This is a genomic window from Olleya sp. R77988 (genome assembly GCF_044594215.1).
Taxonomy (GTDB): domain Bacteria; phylum Bacteroidota; class Bacteroidia; order Flavobacteriales; family Flavobacteriaceae; genus Olleya.
The window spans coordinates 544,459-564,665 of the sequence record NZ_CP138988.1 but is presented as its reverse complement, the minus strand read 5'-3'; the positions used below and the strand labels follow the sequence as shown (position 1 = coordinate 564,665).

Annotated in this window: 20 protein-coding genes; 5 read left to right on the top strand and 15 right to left on the bottom strand. The window is 31.6% G+C overall.

Translation table 11 applies throughout. The annotated features are described in order from the left end of the window. Positions 1–1,473, bottom strand: a complete 1,473-nt coding sequence (locus tag SJY17_RS02560; protein WP_397363888.1) for a DUF1800 family protein — start codon at positions 1,471–1,473, stop codon at positions 1–3. Between the two features lie 226 nt (positions 1,474–1,699). On the opposite strand from SJY17_RS02560, the gene SJY17_RS02555 reads away from it, so the two are divergent. From SJY17_RS02555 to SJY17_RS02545, 3 genes are read left to right on the top strand one after another with little or no spacing between them, the layout of a single operon-like run. Next, positions 1,700–2,692 (top strand): LD-carboxypeptidase, encoded by a 993-nt coding sequence (locus tag SJY17_RS02555; RefSeq protein ID WP_397363887.1) that lies wholly within the window; start codon positions 1,700–1,702, stop codon positions 2,690–2,692. A gap of 3 nt (positions 2,693–2,695) precedes the next feature. Continuing rightward, on the top strand, positions 2,696–3,463 hold the full coding sequence (locus SJY17_RS02550; RefSeq protein WP_397363886.1) for a HEAT repeat domain-containing protein: 768 nt from the start codon (positions 2,696–2,698) through the stop codon (positions 3,461–3,463). Then, a complete protein-coding gene (locus SJY17_RS02545; RefSeq protein ID WP_397363885.1) occupies positions 3,456–3,815 on the top strand; it encodes a YraN family protein in 360 nt (119 codons plus the stop codon). The genes SJY17_RS02550 and SJY17_RS02545 overlap by 8 nt, the downstream gene beginning before the upstream one ends. Positions 3,816–4,032: 217 nt before the next feature. On the opposite strand, the gene SJY17_RS02540 is transcribed toward SJY17_RS02545, so the two are convergent. From SJY17_RS02540 to SJY17_RS02530, 3 genes are read right to left on the bottom strand one after another with little or no spacing between them, the layout of a single operon-like run. Continuing rightward, positions 4,033–4,509 (bottom strand): hypothetical protein, encoded by a 477-nt coding sequence (locus tag SJY17_RS02540; RefSeq protein WP_397363884.1) that lies wholly within the window; start codon positions 4,507–4,509, stop codon positions 4,033–4,035. 7 nt (positions 4,510–4,516) lie between these two features. After that, entirely contained in the window at positions 4,517–4,975 is a 459-nt protein-coding gene (locus SJY17_RS02535) for an HAD domain-containing protein (protein WP_397363883.1), read from the bottom strand. Next, the gene (locus tag SJY17_RS02530; RefSeq protein ID WP_397363881.1) at positions 4,968–5,240 is read right to left on the bottom strand and encodes a hypothetical protein; all 273 of its coding nucleotides are present in this window, start codon (positions 5,238–5,240) and stop codon (positions 4,968–4,970) included. Before SJY17_RS02530 ends, SJY17_RS02535 begins: the two co-directional genes overlap by 8 nt. Positions 5,241–5,616: 376 nt before the next feature. Between SJY17_RS02530 and SJY17_RS02525 the strand changes: the two genes are divergently transcribed. After that, positions 5,617–6,582 carry an IS110 family transposase gene (locus tag SJY17_RS02525; RefSeq protein WP_397362254.1) on the top strand — a complete coding sequence of 322 codons (966 nt, stop codon included), beginning with the start codon at positions 5,617–5,619 and terminating at the stop codon, positions 6,580–6,582. A 278-nt stretch (positions 6,583–6,860) separates the two neighbouring features. Here the strand turns inward: SJY17_RS02525 and SJY17_RS02520 are convergent, their stop codons facing one another. The 10 genes from SJY17_RS02520 to SJY17_RS02475 all read right to left on the bottom strand — a co-directional run bounded on the left by SJY17_RS02520 (position 6,861) and on the right by SJY17_RS02475 (position 18,039). Then, positions 6,861–7,220, bottom strand: a complete 360-nt coding sequence (locus SJY17_RS02520; RefSeq protein WP_397363880.1) for a hypothetical protein — start codon at positions 7,218–7,220, stop codon at positions 6,861–6,863. A 131-nt stretch (positions 7,221–7,351) separates the two neighbouring features. Beyond that, positions 7,352–7,924 carry a hypothetical protein gene (locus SJY17_RS02515; RefSeq protein WP_397363879.1) on the bottom strand — a complete coding sequence of 191 codons (573 nt, stop codon included), beginning with the start codon at positions 7,922–7,924 and terminating at the stop codon, positions 7,352–7,354. 689 nt (positions 7,925–8,613) lie between these two features. Next, a complete protein-coding gene (locus SJY17_RS02510) occupies positions 8,614–9,684 on the bottom strand; it encodes a glycosyl hydrolase (protein ID WP_299797095.1) in 1,071 nt (356 codons plus the stop codon). Between the two features lie 183 nt (positions 9,685–9,867). After that, positions 9,868–10,698 carry a helix-turn-helix domain-containing protein gene (locus SJY17_RS02505; RefSeq protein WP_396601659.1) on the bottom strand — a complete coding sequence of 277 codons (831 nt, stop codon included), beginning with the start codon at positions 10,696–10,698 and terminating at the stop codon, positions 9,868–9,870. Then, positions 10,691–10,975: a putative quinol monooxygenase gene (locus tag SJY17_RS02500; protein WP_396601658.1), complete on the bottom strand. Its 285-nt coding sequence runs from the start codon at positions 10,973–10,975 to the stop codon at positions 10,691–10,693. The genes SJY17_RS02505 and SJY17_RS02500 overlap by 8 nt, the downstream gene beginning before the upstream one ends. A gap of 239 nt (positions 10,976–11,214) precedes the next feature. Beyond that, positions 11,215–11,688, bottom strand: coding sequence for a cell division protein (locus tag SJY17_RS02495; protein WP_397363878.1), 474 nt, complete (start codon positions 11,686–11,688; stop codon positions 11,215–11,217). A gap of 757 nt (positions 11,689–12,445) precedes the next feature. Beyond that, entirely contained in the window at positions 12,446–12,877 is a 432-nt protein-coding gene (locus SJY17_RS02490; RefSeq protein ID WP_397363877.1) for a T6SS immunity protein Tdi1 domain-containing protein, read from the bottom strand. A gap of 129 nt (positions 12,878–13,006) precedes the next feature. Continuing rightward, positions 13,007–15,280, bottom strand: coding sequence for an aminotransferase class III-fold pyridoxal phosphate-dependent enzyme (locus SJY17_RS02485; protein ID WP_397363876.1), 2,274 nt, complete (start codon positions 15,278–15,280; stop codon positions 13,007–13,009). A gap of 277 nt (positions 15,281–15,557) precedes the next feature. Continuing rightward, positions 15,558–16,940 (bottom strand): FAD-binding oxidoreductase, encoded by a 1,383-nt coding sequence (locus SJY17_RS02480; RefSeq protein ID WP_397363875.1) that lies wholly within the window; start codon positions 16,938–16,940, stop codon positions 15,558–15,560. Between the two features lie 187 nt (positions 16,941–17,127). Next, complete coding sequence (locus SJY17_RS02475) at positions 17,128–18,039, bottom strand: DUF1338 domain-containing protein (RefSeq protein ID WP_397363874.1); 912 nt, start codon at positions 18,037–18,039, stop codon at positions 17,128–17,130. 138 nt (positions 18,040–18,177) lie between these two features. On the opposite strand from SJY17_RS02475, the gene SJY17_RS02470 reads away from it, so the two are divergent. After that, positions 18,178–19,071, top strand: a complete 894-nt coding sequence (locus tag SJY17_RS02470) for a LysR family transcriptional regulator (RefSeq protein ID WP_397363872.1) — start codon at positions 18,178–18,180, stop codon at positions 19,069–19,071. Between the two features lie 223 nt (positions 19,072–19,294). Here the strand turns inward: SJY17_RS02470 and SJY17_RS02465 are convergent, their stop codons facing one another. Continuing rightward, positions 19,295–19,705 carry a VOC family protein gene (locus tag SJY17_RS02465; RefSeq protein ID WP_397363871.1) on the bottom strand — a complete coding sequence of 137 codons (411 nt, stop codon included), beginning with the start codon at positions 19,703–19,705 and terminating at the stop codon, positions 19,295–19,297. Between the last annotated feature and the right edge of the window lie 502 nt (positions 19,706–20,207).

Sequence of the window (20,207 nt, the reverse complement as noted above, 5' to 3'; positions counted from 1 at the left end):
TTATTTTAATTGAAATTCAGGCATTTTAATTAAGTGAAGTAATAGTAAAACGACTTGATAGGGTACGCTTCCCCAAGTTAAATCCCAATAGCCATTATCATAATAATTTTGAGGTACATCGTGTTTAAAAACATCTGTAGCAATATCATAATCTGTTAAGGTGTGAAGCTCTTTTGGTACAAATCTATCAATAATGCTTTTTGCAACTACATAAGGGTCGTTACTATTGTTTGAAGCTTCTATTGCTAAAGTGCGTAACAATTCATTTTCATTATTCCACATATTCCAAACAAGATATTCAATAGTTTGCCAACGTCCTGTAAGTGTGCTAGAATTTATCCAATCATGATCACCTTGCCATCCAGCTACATCAACTGGTTGGAAAATTTCTTGACCTGCAAGTCCATTAAGATAGAATAATCCTTCTTTATACTCTGTAGTAATAGTTATACCAATTGTTTTTATAAAATTGTTAGATAAATCATATGGGCTTTTAATTTGTGTTCCAATTGCAGTTTCGTCAAAAAAATGTTCACTTTTAAAAAGTGTCCTTAAAACATTTGCAATATTAAAATCAGTAATAAATGTAGTTGCCATAGCAGATACTACAGTGTCATTTACTGTTGGACTAACAAAATACTTGTATAATTTTTCGCAAATAAATTGAGCTATTAAAGGTGCTTTTTGGGTAAAAAGATTTGTAATTACTCCTTGGTAATCAAAATTATCAGTTTGATTAAAAATAGTTTTATCGTTACTATAAAAACTAACTGCGTTAAACGAAATATCTTCACAAAAATTTGTAGCATGATTCCAGCCTGTTAAGGCTTTAGAGGTTTCAACAATATCTTGTTGTGTGTAACCATTGTTTTCGCCTAAGGTAAACAACTCATAAAGTTCTCTTGCATAGTTCTCGTTTATGGAGCTTTCATCGTTACCGTAAGATTGATTTTGATACCCATTTAAATACACTAGCATAGCATTAGTAAGACCTATGTCTCTGACAAATTGTTCAAAATTACCTAAAGCATGTGTCTGTAAGACATTATAATATTCATATAAATAACTTGAACAGTAATAGGCATCCAATTCTGTAACAAAATGATTACTCCAAAACAAAGTCATTCTTCCTTTTAACCCATTATTTAAAAGGTTATCAAAAGCTTGAATTCGCCATTCATAATGTGCATTTTGGATCTGTTCATCTGGATCTAATCCAGCATTTACAAAATCATAATAAGACGTGTTAGCCCAACTTGGTGCTGCAGTTGGCATAGTTGCAATTGCAGTATCCACTAAGCTGTCTATAAAAGCTGATGGTGTTTGTGCTAATGCTGCATTTATTTGAGTTTTAGTTGCGCCATAACCTAAGCGTCTAAAAACGTGATTAACTTTTTGTTCGTTCCAAGGATTTGAAGCATTAGGAGTATAAACAGCTAAACTGCTAATATTACAAGAAGTAATTGGTTGCATAGGCTTTCGGTTTGATCGTTAAAAAATCCCTCTTATTAAAGGAAAGATTGTAAATTACTAATAAACAAACAAATAAATTTAATTATTTGTATGTAATTTCTTAATTTAAAGTTAATTATATACGATATAAGCGTATTGTTTGGATTTTTAATATTTAAAAAAGATTAAAATAAAACTTATTTAAATAGTGTATTTTTACCTTATGATTAGTAAAAAAAATAAAAGAATGACTTTAATACTGCTATTATTAATAGTTTGTAGTTTTAGTTTTTCGCAAAATAATAGATACAAAATAGATACAAAATTGATAAAGCCAGCATATTTAAAAGCAGGAGATACCGTTGCAATTGTTGCACCTTCAGGTGTTTTAAAAAATAGAAATGATGAAGTTAATCGAGCTAAAAAACTATTAGAAAGTTGGCAATTACATGTTGTATTAGGTAAGCATGTGTATAGTAAAGACGATCATTTTGCAGGAACAGATCAAGAACGTTGTGAAGATTTTCAGAATGCTTTAGACGACCCAAAAATTAAAGCTATTTGGTCTGCTAGAGGAGGTTATGGTACAGTAAGAATTTTAGACAAATTAGATTACACTAAGTTTTTAAACCAACCTAAATGGATTATTGGTTATAGTGATATTACTGCATTGCATAACCAAATACATAATTTAGGTGTAGAAAGCTTGCATGCTATTATGTGTGTAAGTTTGCCAGAAGATTTATCCAAAATAGAAAAGAGTATCTTAACTTTTAAAAACACCATTTTTGGTCAGTCATTAAGTTACACTTTGAAAGGATCACAATACAATAAAAAAGGAGTTGCTTCTGGAGCTTTAGTTGGTGGTAATTTAACCATGTTACACACAATGTTAGGATCCAAAGAGAGTATTGATACGTCTGGAAAAATATTGTTTATTGAAGAAATAGGCGAATACAAATATCATATAGATCGTATGCTGCAAAGTTTAAAACGCGCAGGATATTTTGAAAACTGTAAAGGAGTTGTTGTTGGAGATATGAGTAAGTTGAGAAAAAATACTACACTTTGGGGCACCTCTGTTGAACAGCTAATATTAGATGCATTGTCTGAATATGATTTTCCGATTGCTTTTAATATGCCAGCTGGACATGAAAAAGATAACAGAGCACTTATTTTAGGAAGAACAATACAGTTAACAGTAAATAATGAAAAGTCTACAGTTAAGTTTGAGGAATAAATAATGAGTTTTTATGATCTGTCAAAAGTAGAACGCATACAATTAGTTGATAAAATATATCAACAGATTGAGGCTGATTTATCTTCACAAAATAATAAAAACATTATCTTATATTTTTCAGATGAAGACACTTACATTAGAAAAACAGGTTATTTAGCAATTGGTAAAATTTTTTATACAAAATCAGTGTTACAGCCTATGATTTTTTTGACTTTAAAAAAATTAATGATATCTGATAATGAGTTAGTTAGACAAACTGTTGTTAATGCTGCTGGCGAAATTGGTAAATTTCATTTTAATAAAATCCAAATATTTATGGATATTGGATTATTTGATAAGCATCATCGTGTTAGAAATGCAGTCATTGGATCTATTAAAAAAATGGGAGAGAAAAATCCAATACCAGTTTTAGCTTGGGCAAAAACCTATTTAAAGCATGAGAATAAAGAAATTAGACGCGAGATTTGTCATGGTATAGAGCTACGTGGACGTACACACCCACAAGATGTTTTGCCACTTTTAAAGACCTTAGAGTTTGATAAAACTAGACGTGTTAGTGATACTTTAATCCATGTTTTAGGACAAATAGCTTATAAAAATGGGTGTTTAAAAACAGTTATCGCACATCTCAATACTTGGCAAAATAAACCCTTAGTACAAAGCGCTTTAGACGAAATTGTTGATGTCCATAATAGATATAAAAAATTTGCTGTGTTAACCCAAGACCAAGCAATTGCGTATATTGATACTAATTATAAACCGAATGGCTAATCATAACGAACTTGGTAAAAAAGGAGAACAGCTTGCAGTAGATTTTTTATTAGAAAACAACTACAGTATTATAGCACGTAATTACCGTTTTGATAAAGCGGAAGTCGATATTATTGCCCAAATAGAAGACACATTAGCAATAGTAGAAGTAAAAACAAGAACTTCTACAACTTTTGGAAACCCTCAAGATTTTTTAAAACCAAAACAAATCAAACGAATTGTTAAAGCAGTAGACGAATATGTTTTAATAAACCAATTAGATGTCGAAATCCGTTTTGATATAATTGCAATAGTTAAAGAAGGAAAGCAGTTTAAAATCGAACATTTAAAGGATGCTTTTTATCATTTTTAAAAAGGTCGTAAGAAAAAGAATTTTTAAACAGCCAAAAAGCCTTAATGGACTAAAAAAAATCGCTTTTCGCGATTTTTAAATTGTTGCCAACGGTGTTGTGTATGGTTAGTTGCGTGTTTCAGCAACTAATTTAGTAAACAAAAACGAACGCGAGAAAATTCCGAAGGAATTTTCCAAATAAGCAACGACCAAAGCAATTAATTATACATGGTGTTAGCTACAGTTTTTCTTTTTTCAGAACAACAAATGCAAGAATAAAATAATATAAAACTGGAACCATTAATAAATAGCCTTTCAACAAATATTTGTCTTTCCAAAAATCATTATATATACTATAATTGTTAGAGTGTTTGGAAGCTAATAAATCAGCAATAAATTCGTCGTAACAGACTATCAAAGCCCAAGATATAATTAAGGAAATTATTGATATTACTAATAACTTTCGAGAATTATTTTTCGAGGTTGATTTTATTTTTTTTAGCAATAACATCAGCATTAAAGTAAACGTTACGAGTGAAGTCAAAACTGATAATATATAGGTTGTTTTTGGGTTTTGATTAAAGACAATTAAAGTGTCTTTTAATATTTCGCCAAAAAATCCACAGAGTTCAAATAGTGTTAAAATAAAGAAAGCACCAATCCCAAAATAGTGTATGATTTTAGTGTCTTTTTTTTCTGTAAGATTATCGCTCATAGTTTAGTTATAGTTTTATTTTTTTAGTCGCTTCTTTTAATTTCTCCGAATTGAACCCTTTCGTTAATTCAGTTAAAACCAGGCTATCTTTTATTCCATTTTCCAATCCATTTAGTGATTTATCATCATCGATAATCAAAAAGTCAGACGCTTTAAATTCCGTTATGAATTTCAGAACTTCTTCTTTTCGGTTTTTACAATCTGCATATTCAGGCAAAAATCCGACGATTTCTTTTTTTATCCGACGATTTTTAAAAATCAGATTAAATTCAGTCAGACTTTTCACAGTTCGTCGAGTCGAACTCAACCAAATGTCAAATTCCGTAAGAGTAAGAAGTCGGTTTAAGTTTTCAACACAAGATTCATTAAATTCAGAATATCCATCCGAGTGAATTCGGTCGGCTTTCCACGATGGATTTGTTATTAAAACTCCATCTAAATCTAAAATTAGAATTCTATTATTCAATTCCTTTAGTTTTTAAAACTCCGTTGTCATTTATAAATTCGAATTCGTAATCTTGATTTAGTTCTTTTCCTCCAGCTGCTAAAAATGAGCCAAAAACTCCACGCCAATCTTCTGTGTCATTTTCTTTGTTTGTATCCCATCTTATAACTCCATAGTTTTTAGATGGAATTCCTTGTTTCTTTTCTCCATCAACATAATAAACACCATCCCAATCATTATAATCGTTAAGGACAATTCCAAACTCTCCATCGAGTGAAACTTTCATTTTTGGATAAAAATCGTTGTTTGTTTTCAAATTGTAGCTAACGTGTTTGTGTATGGTTAGTTGCGTGTTTGAGCAACTAATTTAGTAAACAAAAACGAACGCGAGAAAATTCCGAAGGAATTTTCCAAATAGGCAACGACCAAAGCAATTAATTATACACGTCTTAAGTTTGCAATTCACTAAATTTAAGTATTAATCAGAAAGAACAAAAGAGAGAAATAAGATTACTATACACGGTGAAGCTTTAGACTTCGACAACATTGATAATCCTCTCTCTTTTACTACTTAAACTTCGTTCAGTTCTGTGAGACCTAGATCTCGATTTTAAGTTGTTGAAATGTGAGTAGCTTCTGTTCTTTCCAAATTTTAAGTTGTTATGACTAAAGATAAAAAATTTTATGGTATTGACATTAGTAAAAATGTTTTTGATGTCTACAGTAAAACAAAAGGACATTATCAATTACAAAATGATGAAAAAGGCTTTAAACAGTTATTAAAAAGTTTACCCAAAAAGGCATTAGTAGTCATGGAGGCTACAGGTTATTATCATTACAGATTAGCACAGTTTTTGTATAAAAATGGAGTGTTAGTTTCTGTAGTTAATCCATTATCTGTAAAACGCTTTATCCAGATGAAATTAGCAAAAGTAAAAACCGATAAGAGCGATGCAAAATCCATTTGTGAGTACGGAACCATTAACGAGGTTCCATTGTATAATGGGCTAACAGATGTGCAAGCAGAATGCTTACAGCTGTTTAGATTACTGGATAGTTACGTTAAAAAAAGTACAGCCACAAAAAATAAAATTCATGGCGAGAACACTTTAGGAATACCATCAAAAACGGTTTATCAATCCTTAAATCGCGACTTAAAGCATTTAAAGAAAGAGATTTTACATTTAGAGAAACGCCTTTTAGAATTAGTAAAACAAGAACAACAAGCGCAATTAACATTATTGCAAACCATACCAGGAATAGGGATGAAAACTGCATTATTTTTAATAGTAGTCACAGATGGTTTTAAGAAGTTTGAAACTGCATCACAACTTTGTAGTTACGTTGGAATAACACCAACCATTAGGGAATCAGGAAGTAGCGTAAGAGGACGAAGCAGAATAAGTAAAGTAGGAAATAAGAAGCTTCGGAATTTAGTTTTTTTAGCAGCGTTTTCTGCCTATAAATATAACAAAGCCTGTAAAGCTTTATTTGACCGAATTGTAGCAAAAGGAAAGAGTAAAAAACTAGCATTAATAGCAGTCGCAAATAAACTACTAAAACAAGCTTTTGCAATAGCTAAAAGTGGACTACCTTATGATGAAAACTTTGTTTCAAAATTAACTTAAAATCGCTTGTTTTTTAACTCAGTTCTTTGTTAGGTGCAGTATTTTATTATTTTGATATTGTTACAAACCGAACACCACCAATATTCTTTTTCGGAATCTTTAAGTTTCGATTCAGTTTTCTTTCCGCATTTTTTGCAATTCCGTTCGTCCGATTCGTTTTCAAATGCCTCGTACTTACATTGATGACATCCCCAAATTGTAAATTCGGATATTTCTTCGTCAACAGTCCAAAAGAAAGAATCTTTATTGCATTTTGGGCAAATGTGTGTTGCCATAACTCAATTAACTATTTTTCCAATTAACGCAATCAGAATTATAATTCCGATTACTGCTCCAGCGACAGCAACGTATAATTTCATTACTTTTTTTTCGTCCTTAAAATCTCCAATCTGATTAGATTCCGTATTCGCCACAATTTCGTGTTCAATTATAATTCGGTCAACATTGTGCATATCCGAATCCAACAAAAAATATCTTATTGAATCTCCAAATGGTTGTTCATTAATGTCAGCGTAATATTTTATTCCGCTTTTATGTAATTCAGATTCAAATAAAATTTTGTCTTTCAATGGAACGTAAAGTTTGTAATGTTCCTTTAGTTTTATATCAAAATTATTTTCAGACAAAGTTGAGTTCATATTGCACCTAACGGGTTAGTGTATGATTTCGTTGCGTGTTTAAGCACTAAAGTTAGCAAATAAATCACAGATAGAAAGTCCGCGAGGACTTTCGTAAGTAGGCTCTAACTAGCAATGAATTATACACATTGTTACCTGCTGGCTTTTTTTCTAAATCCAAAATATCCAGTAATTAATGCAATTCCGATTATTATTCCGTCTATTGTCCAAGATACCCATTTAAACTCTCTTTCAAACATTAATTCATAGGATGGTGCAGGAACATTTGTAGCAATATTTATTTTAATTTTTTTCTTTTCAGAGTTATTGTCCTTTATGTTTAGTTTTAATTCGTATTCAGTATTTTCTTTGGTTAAAAAACTTGTCAGTTGAGCATTTCCATTAACCATTAAATATCCATTTTCGTAATCTCCATATAATTCAATTGGTTTTCCTTTTTCGAGGATTTTAATGTCAAATTCCATTGGTAAAATTGTATCTGCAATTCCGTTATGATTTGCATTCACTAATTGCATATCAATTCCATAAGATGACTCAAAGTCAGTTGTAAATTTTTCAGATACATTAATTTTTCCTGTAAATGAATATTCCTTGTTAAGTGCGGTTTCAGTCCGTTGGCTTTTATCGGGAATTAATTTTGCCGTAAAGTAAATGGCAATTAATCCAAACATTACACTTATAATTTTCGATGAAGTTTGTGTCATTCGGGATTTTTTGTTCAGCTTGCAGGTAACGGTTTTGTATAAGAATAGTTGCGTTTTTGAGCGAGGCAGATTTTCCGCAGGAAAATCAGCAGTAGCCAAAAACGCAACTACCTTTAGATTAGACTAAAATAAGCAATTATTTTTATACAGTGTTACCTGCAGTTTTATTTCGGTTGCCTTTTTTTCGCACACAATTTAATTCCGTTTGAGTAATTTTCAGCACAACAGTTGGAATTCCACAATTAATTAGATCAGAAATTAATTCCGTTTGAGTAAAATTCCGCAGTTGAGTGTTTTCGTTTTTAATGTTTTAAAACTCAAAAAAAAAATTCGAAAACTAAACGAACTTTTTTTTCAAAGAAGCTGAAATTCCGTTTGAGTGAAATTCAACAATTGAGTAAGTTTTTCAGCGTTTTGTTTGGCAAAAAAATCAGCAGTTTTTGATTGAAATTTTTTGCGTTTGAGTGAGTTTCCGCAATTGCAGGTAACGTCTACGTATAAGAAACGTAGGGCAGTTAATATACACTATCGTTTCAGTTTATTACTTAGCTAAATATAAATATTTTGCTTTTATCTTTTCTACTATAAACGCCAAATTTTATATTTAGCGGACTTTGTAAATATTCACAGAACTTTCGGTTAAGCCGCAAATGCCCTATGTTTTTTATACTTTGTTACCTGCAGTTATTTTATCGATTGTTTAATTCTTTAAAAGTGAAATAATTCAGTTTTTTAGTCAATTCAGGATTGTTAATTAATCCAGATTCAGAGTGAGCAGGATTGTTAGTTCCTTCCACTAACTTAAAAAAATATGCTTCTTCTATTTGTAAACTGTCAATCGTTCTAATGTAATATTCTAACCTTTCACTTTGATACGTTTCTGAAATAGGTTCTATATTAACATTTGGACCTCCAAACTCGGTAATAATAATCGGTTTGTTAACCATCGTTTTAAAATTGTTAAAATATATTCTCCAGTTTTCTGCATCATCATATAGATGAATATCAACTTCATTGTAAAGTGCATTTTGTAAAACATAGTCAATTCGGTTTACGACTGACTGAATTTCCTGACTATTACAGTTATTATCTAAAAATTCTCTGTTGTATAAAACTCCTTCATCGTCATAAAATTCATCAATGACGCCATTACAACCTGCTAAAAATCTTAAAGAGATTGCAGTAAACCCACCTAAAACAAATTTTGTTTGGGGTGAAAATTGTTGAATTGCATTGTAAACAATATTATTCACAGTAACAAAATCCTGTTCACTACCTATGTACCAAAAATCTGATTGCCATTCGTTTCCGAACTGAATTTTAGATATTCTATTTGGATAGCGTTGTAGAAGTTGTTCAATATAGTTTTTGAATTTCTGATTATCATTAAAAACACAAGAATTTCCATTTTGTTGTGAGCCACAAGCCCAATCTGGACCATTTGATTGTATTGTTAAAAGTAAATCAATTCCATTATTTTCAGCCCAATTAATTCTTTCATCAAGTGGCTCCCAGTTAAATTGACCTTCAAAAGGTTCTCTAAAACTCCAATCTTCTCCAATACGAATAGAATTTACGTTTAAGTCATTTAATAATGGTGCTGTAAATATTCGCTGTTCTTCGTCTGCAACTGGCGGAAACGAAATTCCCAAATCGAAATCTATTGATTCATCTATTGTAAGCTGATTGTTGTCATTCAATTTTTCATTTGAACAGCTCGTTAATAGTAATATGATTATTATTTGCAGTATCATTTTCATAATTGCAGGTAACGGTTTGGTATAAGAAACGTAGGGCAGGTGATAGGCGATACGTTTCGGTTTGGTACTAAGCCAAATATAAATATTTTGCTTTTATCATTTTTAGTAAATGCCAAATTTTATATTTGGCGACTTAGTAAATAAACACAATCCTTTCGGTTTAACACAAACGCCCTATGTTTTTTATACCTTGTTGGCAACTGGCTTTTTATTAACGGACTTATGATAGAAATGACTTTCAAAATTTTCTTTAATAAAATACTCCAAAGGTGTCTTTTTTGTTAATGACTTAAATTCTTTAATAAAATGGCTTTGGTCAAAATATCCGTTATCTAAAATAGTGCTTAAATAATCAGTCTTTCTATTGAGAAGTATTTTCTTTACTACATCTTGGAATCGTGTAATTTTCTGAAATTCTTTAGCTGTTATTCCAAATTGAGACTTAAAACCTCTTTCAAATTGACGTAGACTTAAATTGGCTTTTTTGGATAGTATTTCTATTGTATTACTGTCAAAACCATAATACAATTCGTCCACAATTAAATCCCACTTATCGTTTTCAATTTTATGATATGCATTAAAATTATTAATCAAAAACGATTCAATTTCTTCAATTTTGTTCTGAATTCCTGAAATGTGTTCAAGTCTCTTCATTAAGTCTCTCCCTTTTTCCTTCCATAAATCTTCAACAGAAAAATAGTTGTTGTTTAATTCAGAAAAAGGGACTGATGTGAAATGCCTAAAAGCTCCACTTTTAAATCTTACAGATAAAAATGACACATTTTTTTCTTTGTCAAAATTCAGAATGCTTCTTGGACAAATTGTGTGTGATTTTGGAAGTGTTTTTTCATTAACAGATAAAGGGTTTTCTAAATAAAACACTAATTCTAATCCAGTTCCTGGAAGTATGGAAGGAAGTTCGAAATATTCAGAGTTCGATTTTTCAAAAGTGTAAAATCTGTCTATATATTTTGAAAGAAATGAACTTGGTTTATAAGATTTGTTCTTAAGCATTAAAGTTTTCTATTAATGGTTCTTTAGTTAACAGAGGTATTACAGAATTTATGAAATTTTTAAAATGTTCAGATGAATTGTGCTTTTCAACAGCCTTTTCATTTTCATATTTTTCATAGAAAAAGAATTCATTTTTCTTATAGGCATCTTTTGATAGCTTATATGTTAAGCATCCACTTTCAGAAATACTCTCGTTAACCATAGTTTTAGCTAATTTTAAAAATTCTTCTATTTTAGTTTCTTTTACACTTGCTTGTACTACTATTACTTTTTTCATATTGATATGTTTTACAATGCAAATATTAAAAAGAAGAGTATTGTATGATTGTAAAAAAGCGACATTGGTAATCTGAATGTTTTTCAGCTTGTTGCCAACGGTCTCGTATAACCGTCAGTTACGGGTTAAATTAGCGATTATTTTCGGATTAAACACTAGCCTTAGCAATTCCGAGTGGATTCGGACGTAGTCGAATCCGCCGTAATTGCGGTTATACATTGTTGTACACAGTACTTTTTTTATTTTATCACTTCTTTCCATTTGTCAGATTCCGCAAACTCTTTTACAATTCGGTTTCTTTCAGTTAGTAATTCAGTCATATATTTTTTGAGAAAGAGCTTGTCAGCCAACTTTCCTAAAATTCCAAAAGGCGATTTGTAATCAAAAAAGTCGGTCATTAAAGTTCCGCCATTCGATTCCGAAAAATGATGTTCGTGTTTAAATTCCGCAAACGCTCCTTTAACCATTTCATCCGCAAAGTATTTTGGTCGGTCATATTCTGTTATTTTGGAAGTCAGTTTTTGATAAATTCCAAAGTGTTTTGCTCGCCAAGTTACGCTTTCATTCAGTCCGATTAATCCGCTTGTTTTTCCTGCGATTGCTTCTTCATTAGTTTGTTCGGTCGATATTTTATGCAAATCGATACTTCGTGACAAGTCAAACACGATATTTCTATCAGCTTTTATTTCAGTTTGAAGTTCGATTCTCGGCATTTTTGGGGTATTGTGTACAACGGTTTGTGTATGGTTTGTTGCGATTTTAAGCTACTAAATTACTAAAGATTAACGTAGCTGGCTCGAAATCCGCAGGATTTCATAAGCACAGACAAAACTAAGCAATAAATTATACATTTTGTTACCGACCGTTTTTGATTTTTTTATTATTTGTTCTGGTTTTTTATAATTCTCAGATCAAATTTTCATTCAGTTTTTCAAATCAGTTTTTCAATTACGTTTCTGTATCCACGTTTTTAAAATCACGATTCTATACTCATGTTACTATAATCACGTTTCTGCTTTTTCATTTTCAAATTCAGGTTTCTAAAATCACGGTTCAGTAGTTGCGTTTTTAAAATCACGATTCTACATTTACGTTTCCAAAATCACGATTTTATAATCCGTTTTAAAGCTCATTTTACTAAGTTAATTCAAATAAACAGACGATTATCAGAAATTGGAAATTCCCGACCAAATCATTTAAACCTTAAAAGACCAAAAAAATAACCGTTTCACTGCTCATTCTACAGTCGTAAATAGAATAGTGCAGACGATTGTTTGAATTTTCAATTTCGTACAGCCAAATAATATTCTTTTTTCCAGTGTGAGTGGTTCAATGGACGGTAACGGTTTAGTATATGGTTTGTTGCGTGATTAAGTCACTAAGTTAGCAAATCAAAACCGAATAGAATATTCCGCAGGAATATTCGTAAGCAGGCTAGAACCTAGCAATAAAATATATGCATTGTTGTGCCTAGTTTTTTATATTCAGTTTTATTTTTTGTCCGTCTTTCAAATCCTTTATCTGAAATCCTAAATCTCCGCTAAAAGCAATTAATTCCGCAAAACTAATTTTCCCAAGATTTGATTTTTCATATTCTCCGCCAAGAACAGCCGACATTTTCAGACAATATTTTTCGTTTTCTTTTAATTCTCCAAGTTCCGATTTCGCAATATTCACAAGGTTTGTCATTTCCCAATCTTCTGTAAATTCAGAGTCAGATGAGATTTTTTTAAATTCAGATTCTGATTCCGCAATTTTTCCACAACTAATTTCTTCGGGACAGATTCTCCAATATTCGTTTTTGTCCGTTTTGAAAATGACGTTTCCAAATTCATTCGTGCGAATGATTTCGGTTGCGTTAAATCCTTTCCAATTCCAAGCTTTATTTATTTCCGCAATCATTTTCTCAAATTAGGCACAACGGTCTCGTATAAGAATAGTAGCGGATTAGCACGCACTAATTTTTCGGTTAAACACAGACCTTTTTTATATTTACTTACTTTATTTTTTGCGATTAAACCGCTATTATTTTTATACATTGTTGTAATGCGTTTTTAATATTTCATCAATTGCGTTCACTACATAATCCGCATTTTCTTTACTAAAACATAAGGCAGGTTTAGTTTTTATAATGTTGTCGAAAGGACCATCTGTACTTATCAATATGTGTTTCCTGCGTAATTCATTCTTAATATGACTAGCTAGTTCTGTATTTGGGTCTTTAGAATTATCTTTTACTATTTCGCAACCAATAAATAATCCGCTACCTCTAACATCTCCAATACAAGGATATTTGTTCATTAATGCTCTTAAACGTGAATTGTAATGTTTACCTACTAATTTAGCGTTCTCTTGCAATCCTTCCTCTTCTATAACATCTAATACTGCAGTAGCTATAGCACAAGAAACTGGATTGCCTCCAAATGAGCTAAAAAATTCTACACCTTTCTCAAAAGATGCAGCAATTTCTTCAGTACAAACCACAGCTCCCATTGGGTGACCATTTGCTATTGGCTTCCCAAGTATGACCATATCTGGTATTACATCAGATGCTTCAAATCCCCAAAAGTGTTGACCTAGTCGTCCAAAGCCTGTTTGTACTTCATCACTAATACAGACTCCACCTTGTGCTCTTATTGCTGGGTACACTTCATTTAAATAACCATTTGGAAGTGGTACTTGACCTGCACAACCTACTATAGGCTCACTAATGAAGGCAGAAATTGGCACAATACTCTCTTTAATTTGTGTTACTGCATCTAATCCATATAGCTGCCCAGCATTGGAATTATCTTTTTGATAAACTCCTTTGTAGGTATCTGGTATAGCAGTCTTAATAATGTGTTTTTTTTGACCATTACCTTTAGGATTATTGAATTTATAATCACTAATTTCTATGGACGTTTGTGTGTTACCGTGATAACCAAGCTCCATTACCATCATATGTTTTGAACATGTATGGTTATTCGCCATTCTAATAGCTAAATCACTAGCTGCGCTTCCAGAATTGACAAAAAATACCCTGTTCAACTTATTGGGAAAATGACCCAATAGTTTTTCAGCATATATGGCTAGTTCGTCAAAAAGGTACCTTGTATTGGTATTCAATTTAGCCATTTGTTTTTTACCTGCTTCTACCACTTTTGGGTGTGAATGTCCTACGTGCGGAATGTTATTGTATGCGTCTAAAAAAGTATTCCCATCTGCGTCATACATATATTGAAACGCTGAGCGAACCATATGAATAGGCTTTTTATAGCTCAATGACAATATAGGGCTGATATGTTGAAGCCTTCTTTCAAGAATCTCATTGACAGGGGTTTGTTCTAGTTTTGAAAAGGCTGCTGCTTTTCGAAATTCATTTTCAGCTTTGATTGGGTTTATTGCCAGCCAACGATATAACATTTTCCAAGCTGACTTCTCGCTTACAGATGCATAGATATTATCAGGGTCTGCTTGTAGTGCGTGTGCTGAATTACATACACTAGTACAAAGTCTTGCGGCTATGAGGTAATACAGAATTTTTAGTTCTTTCTCTTCTATTGGCAGTACTTGATGATAAGCTTTAATAATTATAACAGCCCAGTCTAACGGATTTTCTTTGTCATAACACCCATAGGTTATAGCAATAGCCAATTCGTTAATTAAAAAAGTATGAGCAACATCTCCGAAATCAATGATTCCTGAAATTTCACCATTTTTAACGAGGATGTTCCATTCGTTAGCATCATTGTGAATGACTTGTTTTCGAAGTTCGGGAATAACAGGTCTTACAATTTCTTCAAATTGATTAAAAAAATAGAGCACTACGTTTCTATCTTTTGCATCAGGAATATCGCTAATATATTTCTTGTTTATATCGAAATATTGGATATCCCATTCCCATTTTCTGGCTTGAATGGTGTAGTTTTTTAAGTCTTTTAATTTAATATCTAGTGTTGCCAAGAAAGTCCCTAAAGATTCAAATAAAGCGGGTGTGTGTTTTGCTTTCCCAAGAAATTCTCCTTTTAAAAAGGAAAGCATACGAGAAATTACTTTATCATTATCTAAGTCTACTATTTTTACATAAGAATTGTCTTTAAAGGGAACAGGATTTGGAATAAGCGAGTCAAATTCTTCTTGTAAGTAGAGCAGTACTTCATTCTCTGCTTCCACCGTATCTTTTAGCGCTTCTGAGTAGGTATAGGTCTTATAAATGAATTCTTCTTCTTCAGTAGTAATATGATAGTTCTTGTTATCATAACCATCAAGTATCTTGGTGTTAAGAATCTTGATACTAAATTCATTTTCTAGGAAAGTGTTCATTTATTTAAATGTTTTTTTATATCTCTAGTATTGAAATACCTTATCCAATACTCTTTTGGCTTTCTATTTTATTCATATAATTCTTGAAATGTAATAGAATTTTATAAATAATCCGTTGTTATTTATTTGAAATTCATTGTAGCAATATGTTAACTTTCTTAAACTTTTTTTGATAAATTTCTATTATAAAAATTAAATATAACCATTGGGGTAAATAACGCAAACTTTATCTATTGAAAAAGACTAATAACCAAATGCTTCAAGAACTTACTTTTTTCTAGAAAATTTTAGAAGTATTTAGTAAATGCTCTGGATCAAAAGTCTTTTTGAGGGTACGCATAAGTTCAATCTCAGACTCCTCACGACAATAAGATAAATAGTTCTTCTTGTGAAGCCCTATGCCATGTTCTGCGGAAATTGAACCACCCCAATGTTTTAAAGACGAATAGACAATTTCATTAATCTCATTTTTTAATACTACACTATTTGATGATTTACCTACTATAAAATGCATATTACCATCTGCTAAATGTCCAAATACAAAACATTCATCGACTTCAGCTATCGATTCGAGTTCTTGCTTTACCTGGGTGATGTAGTCCTGCATATGTACTAAAGGCAAACTGACATCAAAGTGCTGATCATATTTATATATATTAGCGAGAATGCTTACATCTTCTCTTATATTCCAGAACCACTCTAGGTCGCTATGCTTGTATGCAAAAACCGCATCTTCAAATAACTGATCCTCGATCATTGTGTTTTCTAACAGCTCTTCTAATAATGCTGCATCTTTTTCTTTATGACCTCCTGTGGTCTCTATAAGTATGTAATAGTTATAACCATGCGAAATTGGAGGTTTCCACATACTTTCATTATTGGTTAAAGTCTCATAAGCGCTTCTTTCTATAAATTCAAAAGCACTTAATTGACCACCAAGGCCTTTCTTTACTAGTTTTAAGAAACGAATTATTTTCTCGAACTGACTAAATGCTAAGAATACACTATTTCTGCTTACCGGTATCTCTTCTAATTTTAATACTGCTGTAGTCACTATTCCTAAGGTACCTTCTGCACCAATAAATAGTTGTTTTAAATCATAACCAGAATTGTCTTTTAGCATTTGTTTTAGTGATGAAATTACTTCTCCATTAGGTAGCACAACTTCCAGGCCTAAAACAAGCTGACGGGTCATTCCGTATTTCAGCACTCGTATACCCCCTGCATTGGTAGAAATACAGCCGCCAATCTGACAAGAGCCTTTAGCTCCAAAACTCAACGGAAAAAATAAATCATTCTCCTTTGCTAGGTTTTGAATTTCTTCTAAAATAATTCCTGATTGCACGGTCATAGTTCTACCTGCATGATCTAAGGATACGACCTTATTCATCTTTTCCATACTGATAACAACCTCATCACCATTGGTTTCTGTGCCGCCAACTAGATTTGTTAGTCCACCAAAAACAACCATGGGTTGCTTATATTTATAACAGGTCTCGCAGATAATTGCAACTTCTTCTGTAGTGCTAGGTAAAACATAGGCTTTAGCTTTTAATGCGGTGTTCATTGTCCAGATGTGATTGTACCTAGATTCTAACTGTTTATCAGTAAGAACCTTTTCATCTCCTAAGACAAGTTTTAATTTAGTTGTAATATCCATACTAAAACGGTTTATAATTAAGCGAGGAGTTGACTAAACGCTTTCTGCCACTTAATTATGTATTAAAAATTATATGTTAAGCTTCATACTTTACATGGTAAATTAGATTCTGTTCTCTTTTTAGATTCGTTAAACCTCAATCTATTAAACTGCTCTTATAGTTTAAATCTAATATTGCTATTAGGTTTTAATTAATGTTTTTAGTGGTTTGTTCTAAATAAGTGCTTTCAAAAATCTTATCGGCATTAGCTGACTCAAAGCCATCCCTTCTGTGCTCTTTGGTCAATTTTTTCTTTGGTATAGATTTAAATTCAGGAAGTACTAATCTTTCTGCAAACTCTACATAACTGCCAGAAATCATGTGTTCTTCATCGTTAGCAAATTTGGCTTTAATTATTTTTGCTACAGAGCTGCTCTGTTTCAATAGACCATCTTTACTAGTTTTTACTATTCCACCTGATGTGTTTAGAGTGATACCTATAGATTCTAGGAAAGTATTAAAGTTCTCAAGCTTGCTATACTGACCTGGAAGCTCATGTACACTAATTGTATAGTGATTTAAATAGTATCTGTTGTAAATCACCCATGCAGCATATTCACTCTCTTTTAGCAGTAATAGATAATCTTCTTTACTAGGTAATTTCCACAGAGGCTTATAGAAAAAAGAACCTACTTTTTCGTAATCATTTAAATCAATGGCATCTACAGGATCAGTTATTATGCTAGAGGTGTATTTGGATATTATATTTTGAGCTTGCTTTGATAAATCCGAAACTCTCAATTCACTAAGAAATATTCTAGGGTAATGACTATATGGAGGCTCATACCAGAATGCATCCAATTTCTTTTTATCAAAGACATATGAAGATTTCTTTTTATAACCATAATGCAGAAATATTTTTTCAAAAGAAGCAATGCCTAAGTGAGGTACACCTAAAGTTCTAAATGCAATATGATCATTAAGAATTTCTGAATCATCATTGATGAGTCCTTTCGCTACCATCGCTTGGGTAATCTTATTAACATCTGGCACCCTTTCTTTATAAGGTGTAAAAAGAGCATTTAATATTTTATCTAAACCCAATGTATTACCTGTCATATTTTATGGATTATTTATTATTGATTGAAATATTGACCGTAATTAGTAATAGGATTTAATTGTTACTAATTAAAGTTGAGGCAAAATTATTAGTTATTTACATTAGTAACAATTAATATTGTGAATCAATTAATAAGAATGACTAATCAAATAGAAATAAGACATCTGCAATATTTTCTAGCTTTAGCGGATAGTTTACATTATAGGTTGGCCGCAGAAAATTTGTTTATTTCTCAGTCAGCTCTGAGTCAGCAAATACAACGATTAGAAATTTTTCTGGGAGAAAAATTATTCAAGAGACACAATAGGAAGGTAGCCTTAACACAGTCGGGTGAGTTTTTTAGGGAGGAAGCTCTTATTATAATTAATCAACTGAATACCTCAATGGAGCGTTGGAGATATAGAGTCGAAGGAGGAGAAGGAATACTAAAAATAGGATTTGTTGCATCAGCAATGTACACCTTTCTCCCAAAGGTCATCAAGAGATTTAGTGATGAGTGTCCCGGAATAAAATTCCACTTAGAAGAGTTAAGTAATAAGAACCAGTTGGATGCATTGGATAAAAAACAATTGGATATTTGTTTTGTTAGGTCCAAAAAATACCTAAAGGATATGAAAAATATATCTGTATTTAAAGAAAATTTGACCTTGGTTCTTCCAGATAATCATCCCATCAATAAGAAGAACTTTAAAAACATTGCACAACTAAAAGATGAATCCTTCATACTCTTTCCCAATAATCAGAGCGATTTGTATTATCAGCAGATTCTCAATCTTTGTAATGAACATGATTTTACACCACAAATAAAGCACCGTTCCATACATGGCCCGACCATCTTCAAACTGGTAGAGAGTGGTCTAGGTGTTTCTATAATACCTAATTCACTAAAGGATGTCCACAACAGTAAGGTCAAATACATAGAGCTAAAAAAAATAAAACAAAAGACAGAACTGTTTGCCGTGTGGAGTACTTCTAATGATAATATCTCCTTGCGTCATTTTCTAAAAAATTTAAAGGAGAATATTTCGTGATGCGGCTTTTTGAGTTTAATGTCTTTTGTCAAATTGATAAAGAGAATTTCATGCTAAATCTCTTATAGAATAGTGTGATAGTTTAATATCATAATGTTCTTTATTATAAAAAGGATAAGAGTTTAGTTAAGTATAGATATGATAGTTCTTGCTATCAAAACCATCAAATATCTTGTTATTCAGGATTTTGATGCCAAATTCTTTTTCTAAAAATGTGTTCATATTACTTAAATATCTCGTCAGGGTTAGAAAATGACTTAAATTCCAAAGGATTACCACTAAAATCAAAAATAAACATTGTCAGTTGTTCGCCTACTTTTCCTTGGTATCTTTTTTGCGGCTTAACAACAAAATCAATTTTTTCTGATTCTAGTTTCTTTTGTATTCTTTCAAACACATCCATATCCAGTAAGCACCCAAAATGAGGAATTGGAACACTAATCCCATCTACCTTACCACAGTAGTCTAATTCGGGAAAATCATCACTAATGTGCGCTGAAAGCTGATTATCAAAAAAATCAAAATCAAGCCAAGTTTCTGTAAACCTGCCTTCTTTACAGCCCAAAATATCAACATAGAATTTTCTTGTTGATTCTATATCTTTTACTTTAAATGCATAGTGGAATGCTGCCATATTGTGTTTTCTTTTTTTTTGTTCTCAAATGCATTACAACGGTTTGTGTATGGTTTGTTGCGATTTTAAGCTACTAAATTACTAAAGATTAACGTAGCTGGCTCGAAATCCGCAGGATTTCATAAGCACAGACAAAACTAAGCAATAAATTATACATTTTGTTACCGACCGTTTTTGATTTTTTTATTATTTGTTCTGGTTTTTTATAATTCTCAGATCAAATTTTCATTCAGTTTTTCAAATCAGTTTTTCAATTACGTTTCTGTATCCACGTTTTTAAAATCACGATTCTATACTCATGTTACTATAATCACGTTTCTGCTTTTTCATTTTCAAATTCAGGTTTCTAAAATCACGGTTCAGTAGTTGCGTTTTTAAAATCACGATTCTACATTTACGTTTCCAAAATCACGATTTTATAATCCGTTTTAAAGCTCATTTTACTAAGTTAATTCAAATAAACAGACGATTATCAGAAATTGGAAATTCCCGACCAAATCAT

Bases quoted from the DNA above. Each gene is read 5' to 3' on its own strand.
- SJY17_RS02560 (WP_397363888.1), bottom strand. From the start codon at position 1,473: ATGCAACCAATTACTTCTTGTAATATTAGCAGTTTAGCTGTTTATACT.
- SJY17_RS02555 (WP_397363887.1), top strand. From the start codon at position 1,700: ATGACTTTAATACTGCTATTATTAATAGTTTGTAGTTTTAGTTTTTCG.
- SJY17_RS02550 (WP_397363886.1), top strand. From the start codon at position 2,696: ATGAGTTTTTATGATCTGTCAAAAGTAGAACGCATACAATTAGTTGAT.
- SJY17_RS02545 (WP_397363885.1), top strand. From the start codon at position 3,456: ATGGCTAATCATAACGAACTTGGTAAAAAAGGAGAACAGCTTGCAGTA.
- SJY17_RS02540 (WP_397363884.1), bottom strand. From the start codon at position 4,509: ATGAGCGATAATCTTACAGAAAAAAAAGACACTAAAATCATACACTAT.
- SJY17_RS02530 (WP_397363881.1), bottom strand. From the start codon at position 5,240: ATGAAAGTTTCACTCGATGGAGAGTTTGGAATTGTCCTTAACGATTAT.
- SJY17_RS02525 (WP_397362254.1), top strand. From the start codon at position 5,617: ATGACTAAAGATAAAAAATTTTATGGTATTGACATTAGTAAAAATGTT.
- SJY17_RS02520 (WP_397363880.1), bottom strand. From the start codon at position 7,220: ATGAACTCAACTTTGTCTGAAAATAATTTTGATATAAAACTAAAGGAA.
- SJY17_RS02515 (WP_397363879.1), bottom strand. From the start codon at position 7,924: ATGACACAAACTTCATCGAAAATTATAAGTGTAATGTTTGGATTAATT.
- SJY17_RS02510 (WP_299797095.1), bottom strand. From the start codon at position 9,684: ATGAAAATGATACTGCAAATAATAATCATATTACTATTAACGAGCTGT.
- SJY17_RS02505 (WP_396601659.1), bottom strand. From the start codon at position 10,698: ATGCTTAAGAACAAATCTTATAAACCAAGTTCATTTCTTTCAAAATAT.
- SJY17_RS02500 (WP_396601658.1), bottom strand. From the start codon at position 10,975: ATGAAAAAAGTAATAGTAGTACAAGCAAGTGTAAAAGAAACTAAAATA.
- SJY17_RS02495 (WP_397363878.1), bottom strand. From the start codon at position 11,688: ATGCCGAGAATCGAACTTCAAACTGAAATAAAAGCTGATAGAAATATC.
- SJY17_RS02490 (WP_397363877.1), bottom strand. From the start codon at position 12,877: ATGATTGCGGAAATAAATAAAGCTTGGAATTGGAAAGGATTTAACGCA.
- SJY17_RS02485 (WP_397363876.1), bottom strand. From the start codon at position 15,280: ATGAACACTTTCCTAGAAAATGAATTTAGTATCAAGATTCTTAACACC.
- SJY17_RS02480 (WP_397363875.1), bottom strand. From the start codon at position 16,940: ATGGATATTACAACTAAATTAAAACTTGTCTTAGGAGATGAAAAGGTT.
- SJY17_RS02475 (WP_397363874.1), bottom strand. From the start codon at position 18,039: ATGACAGGTAATACATTGGGTTTAGATAAAATATTAAATGCTCTTTTT.
- SJY17_RS02470 (WP_397363872.1), top strand. From the start codon at position 18,178: ATGACTAATCAAATAGAAATAAGACATCTGCAATATTTTCTAGCTTTA.
- SJY17_RS02465 (WP_397363871.1), bottom strand. From the start codon at position 19,705: ATGGCAGCATTCCACTATGCATTTAAAGTAAAAGATATAGAATCAACA.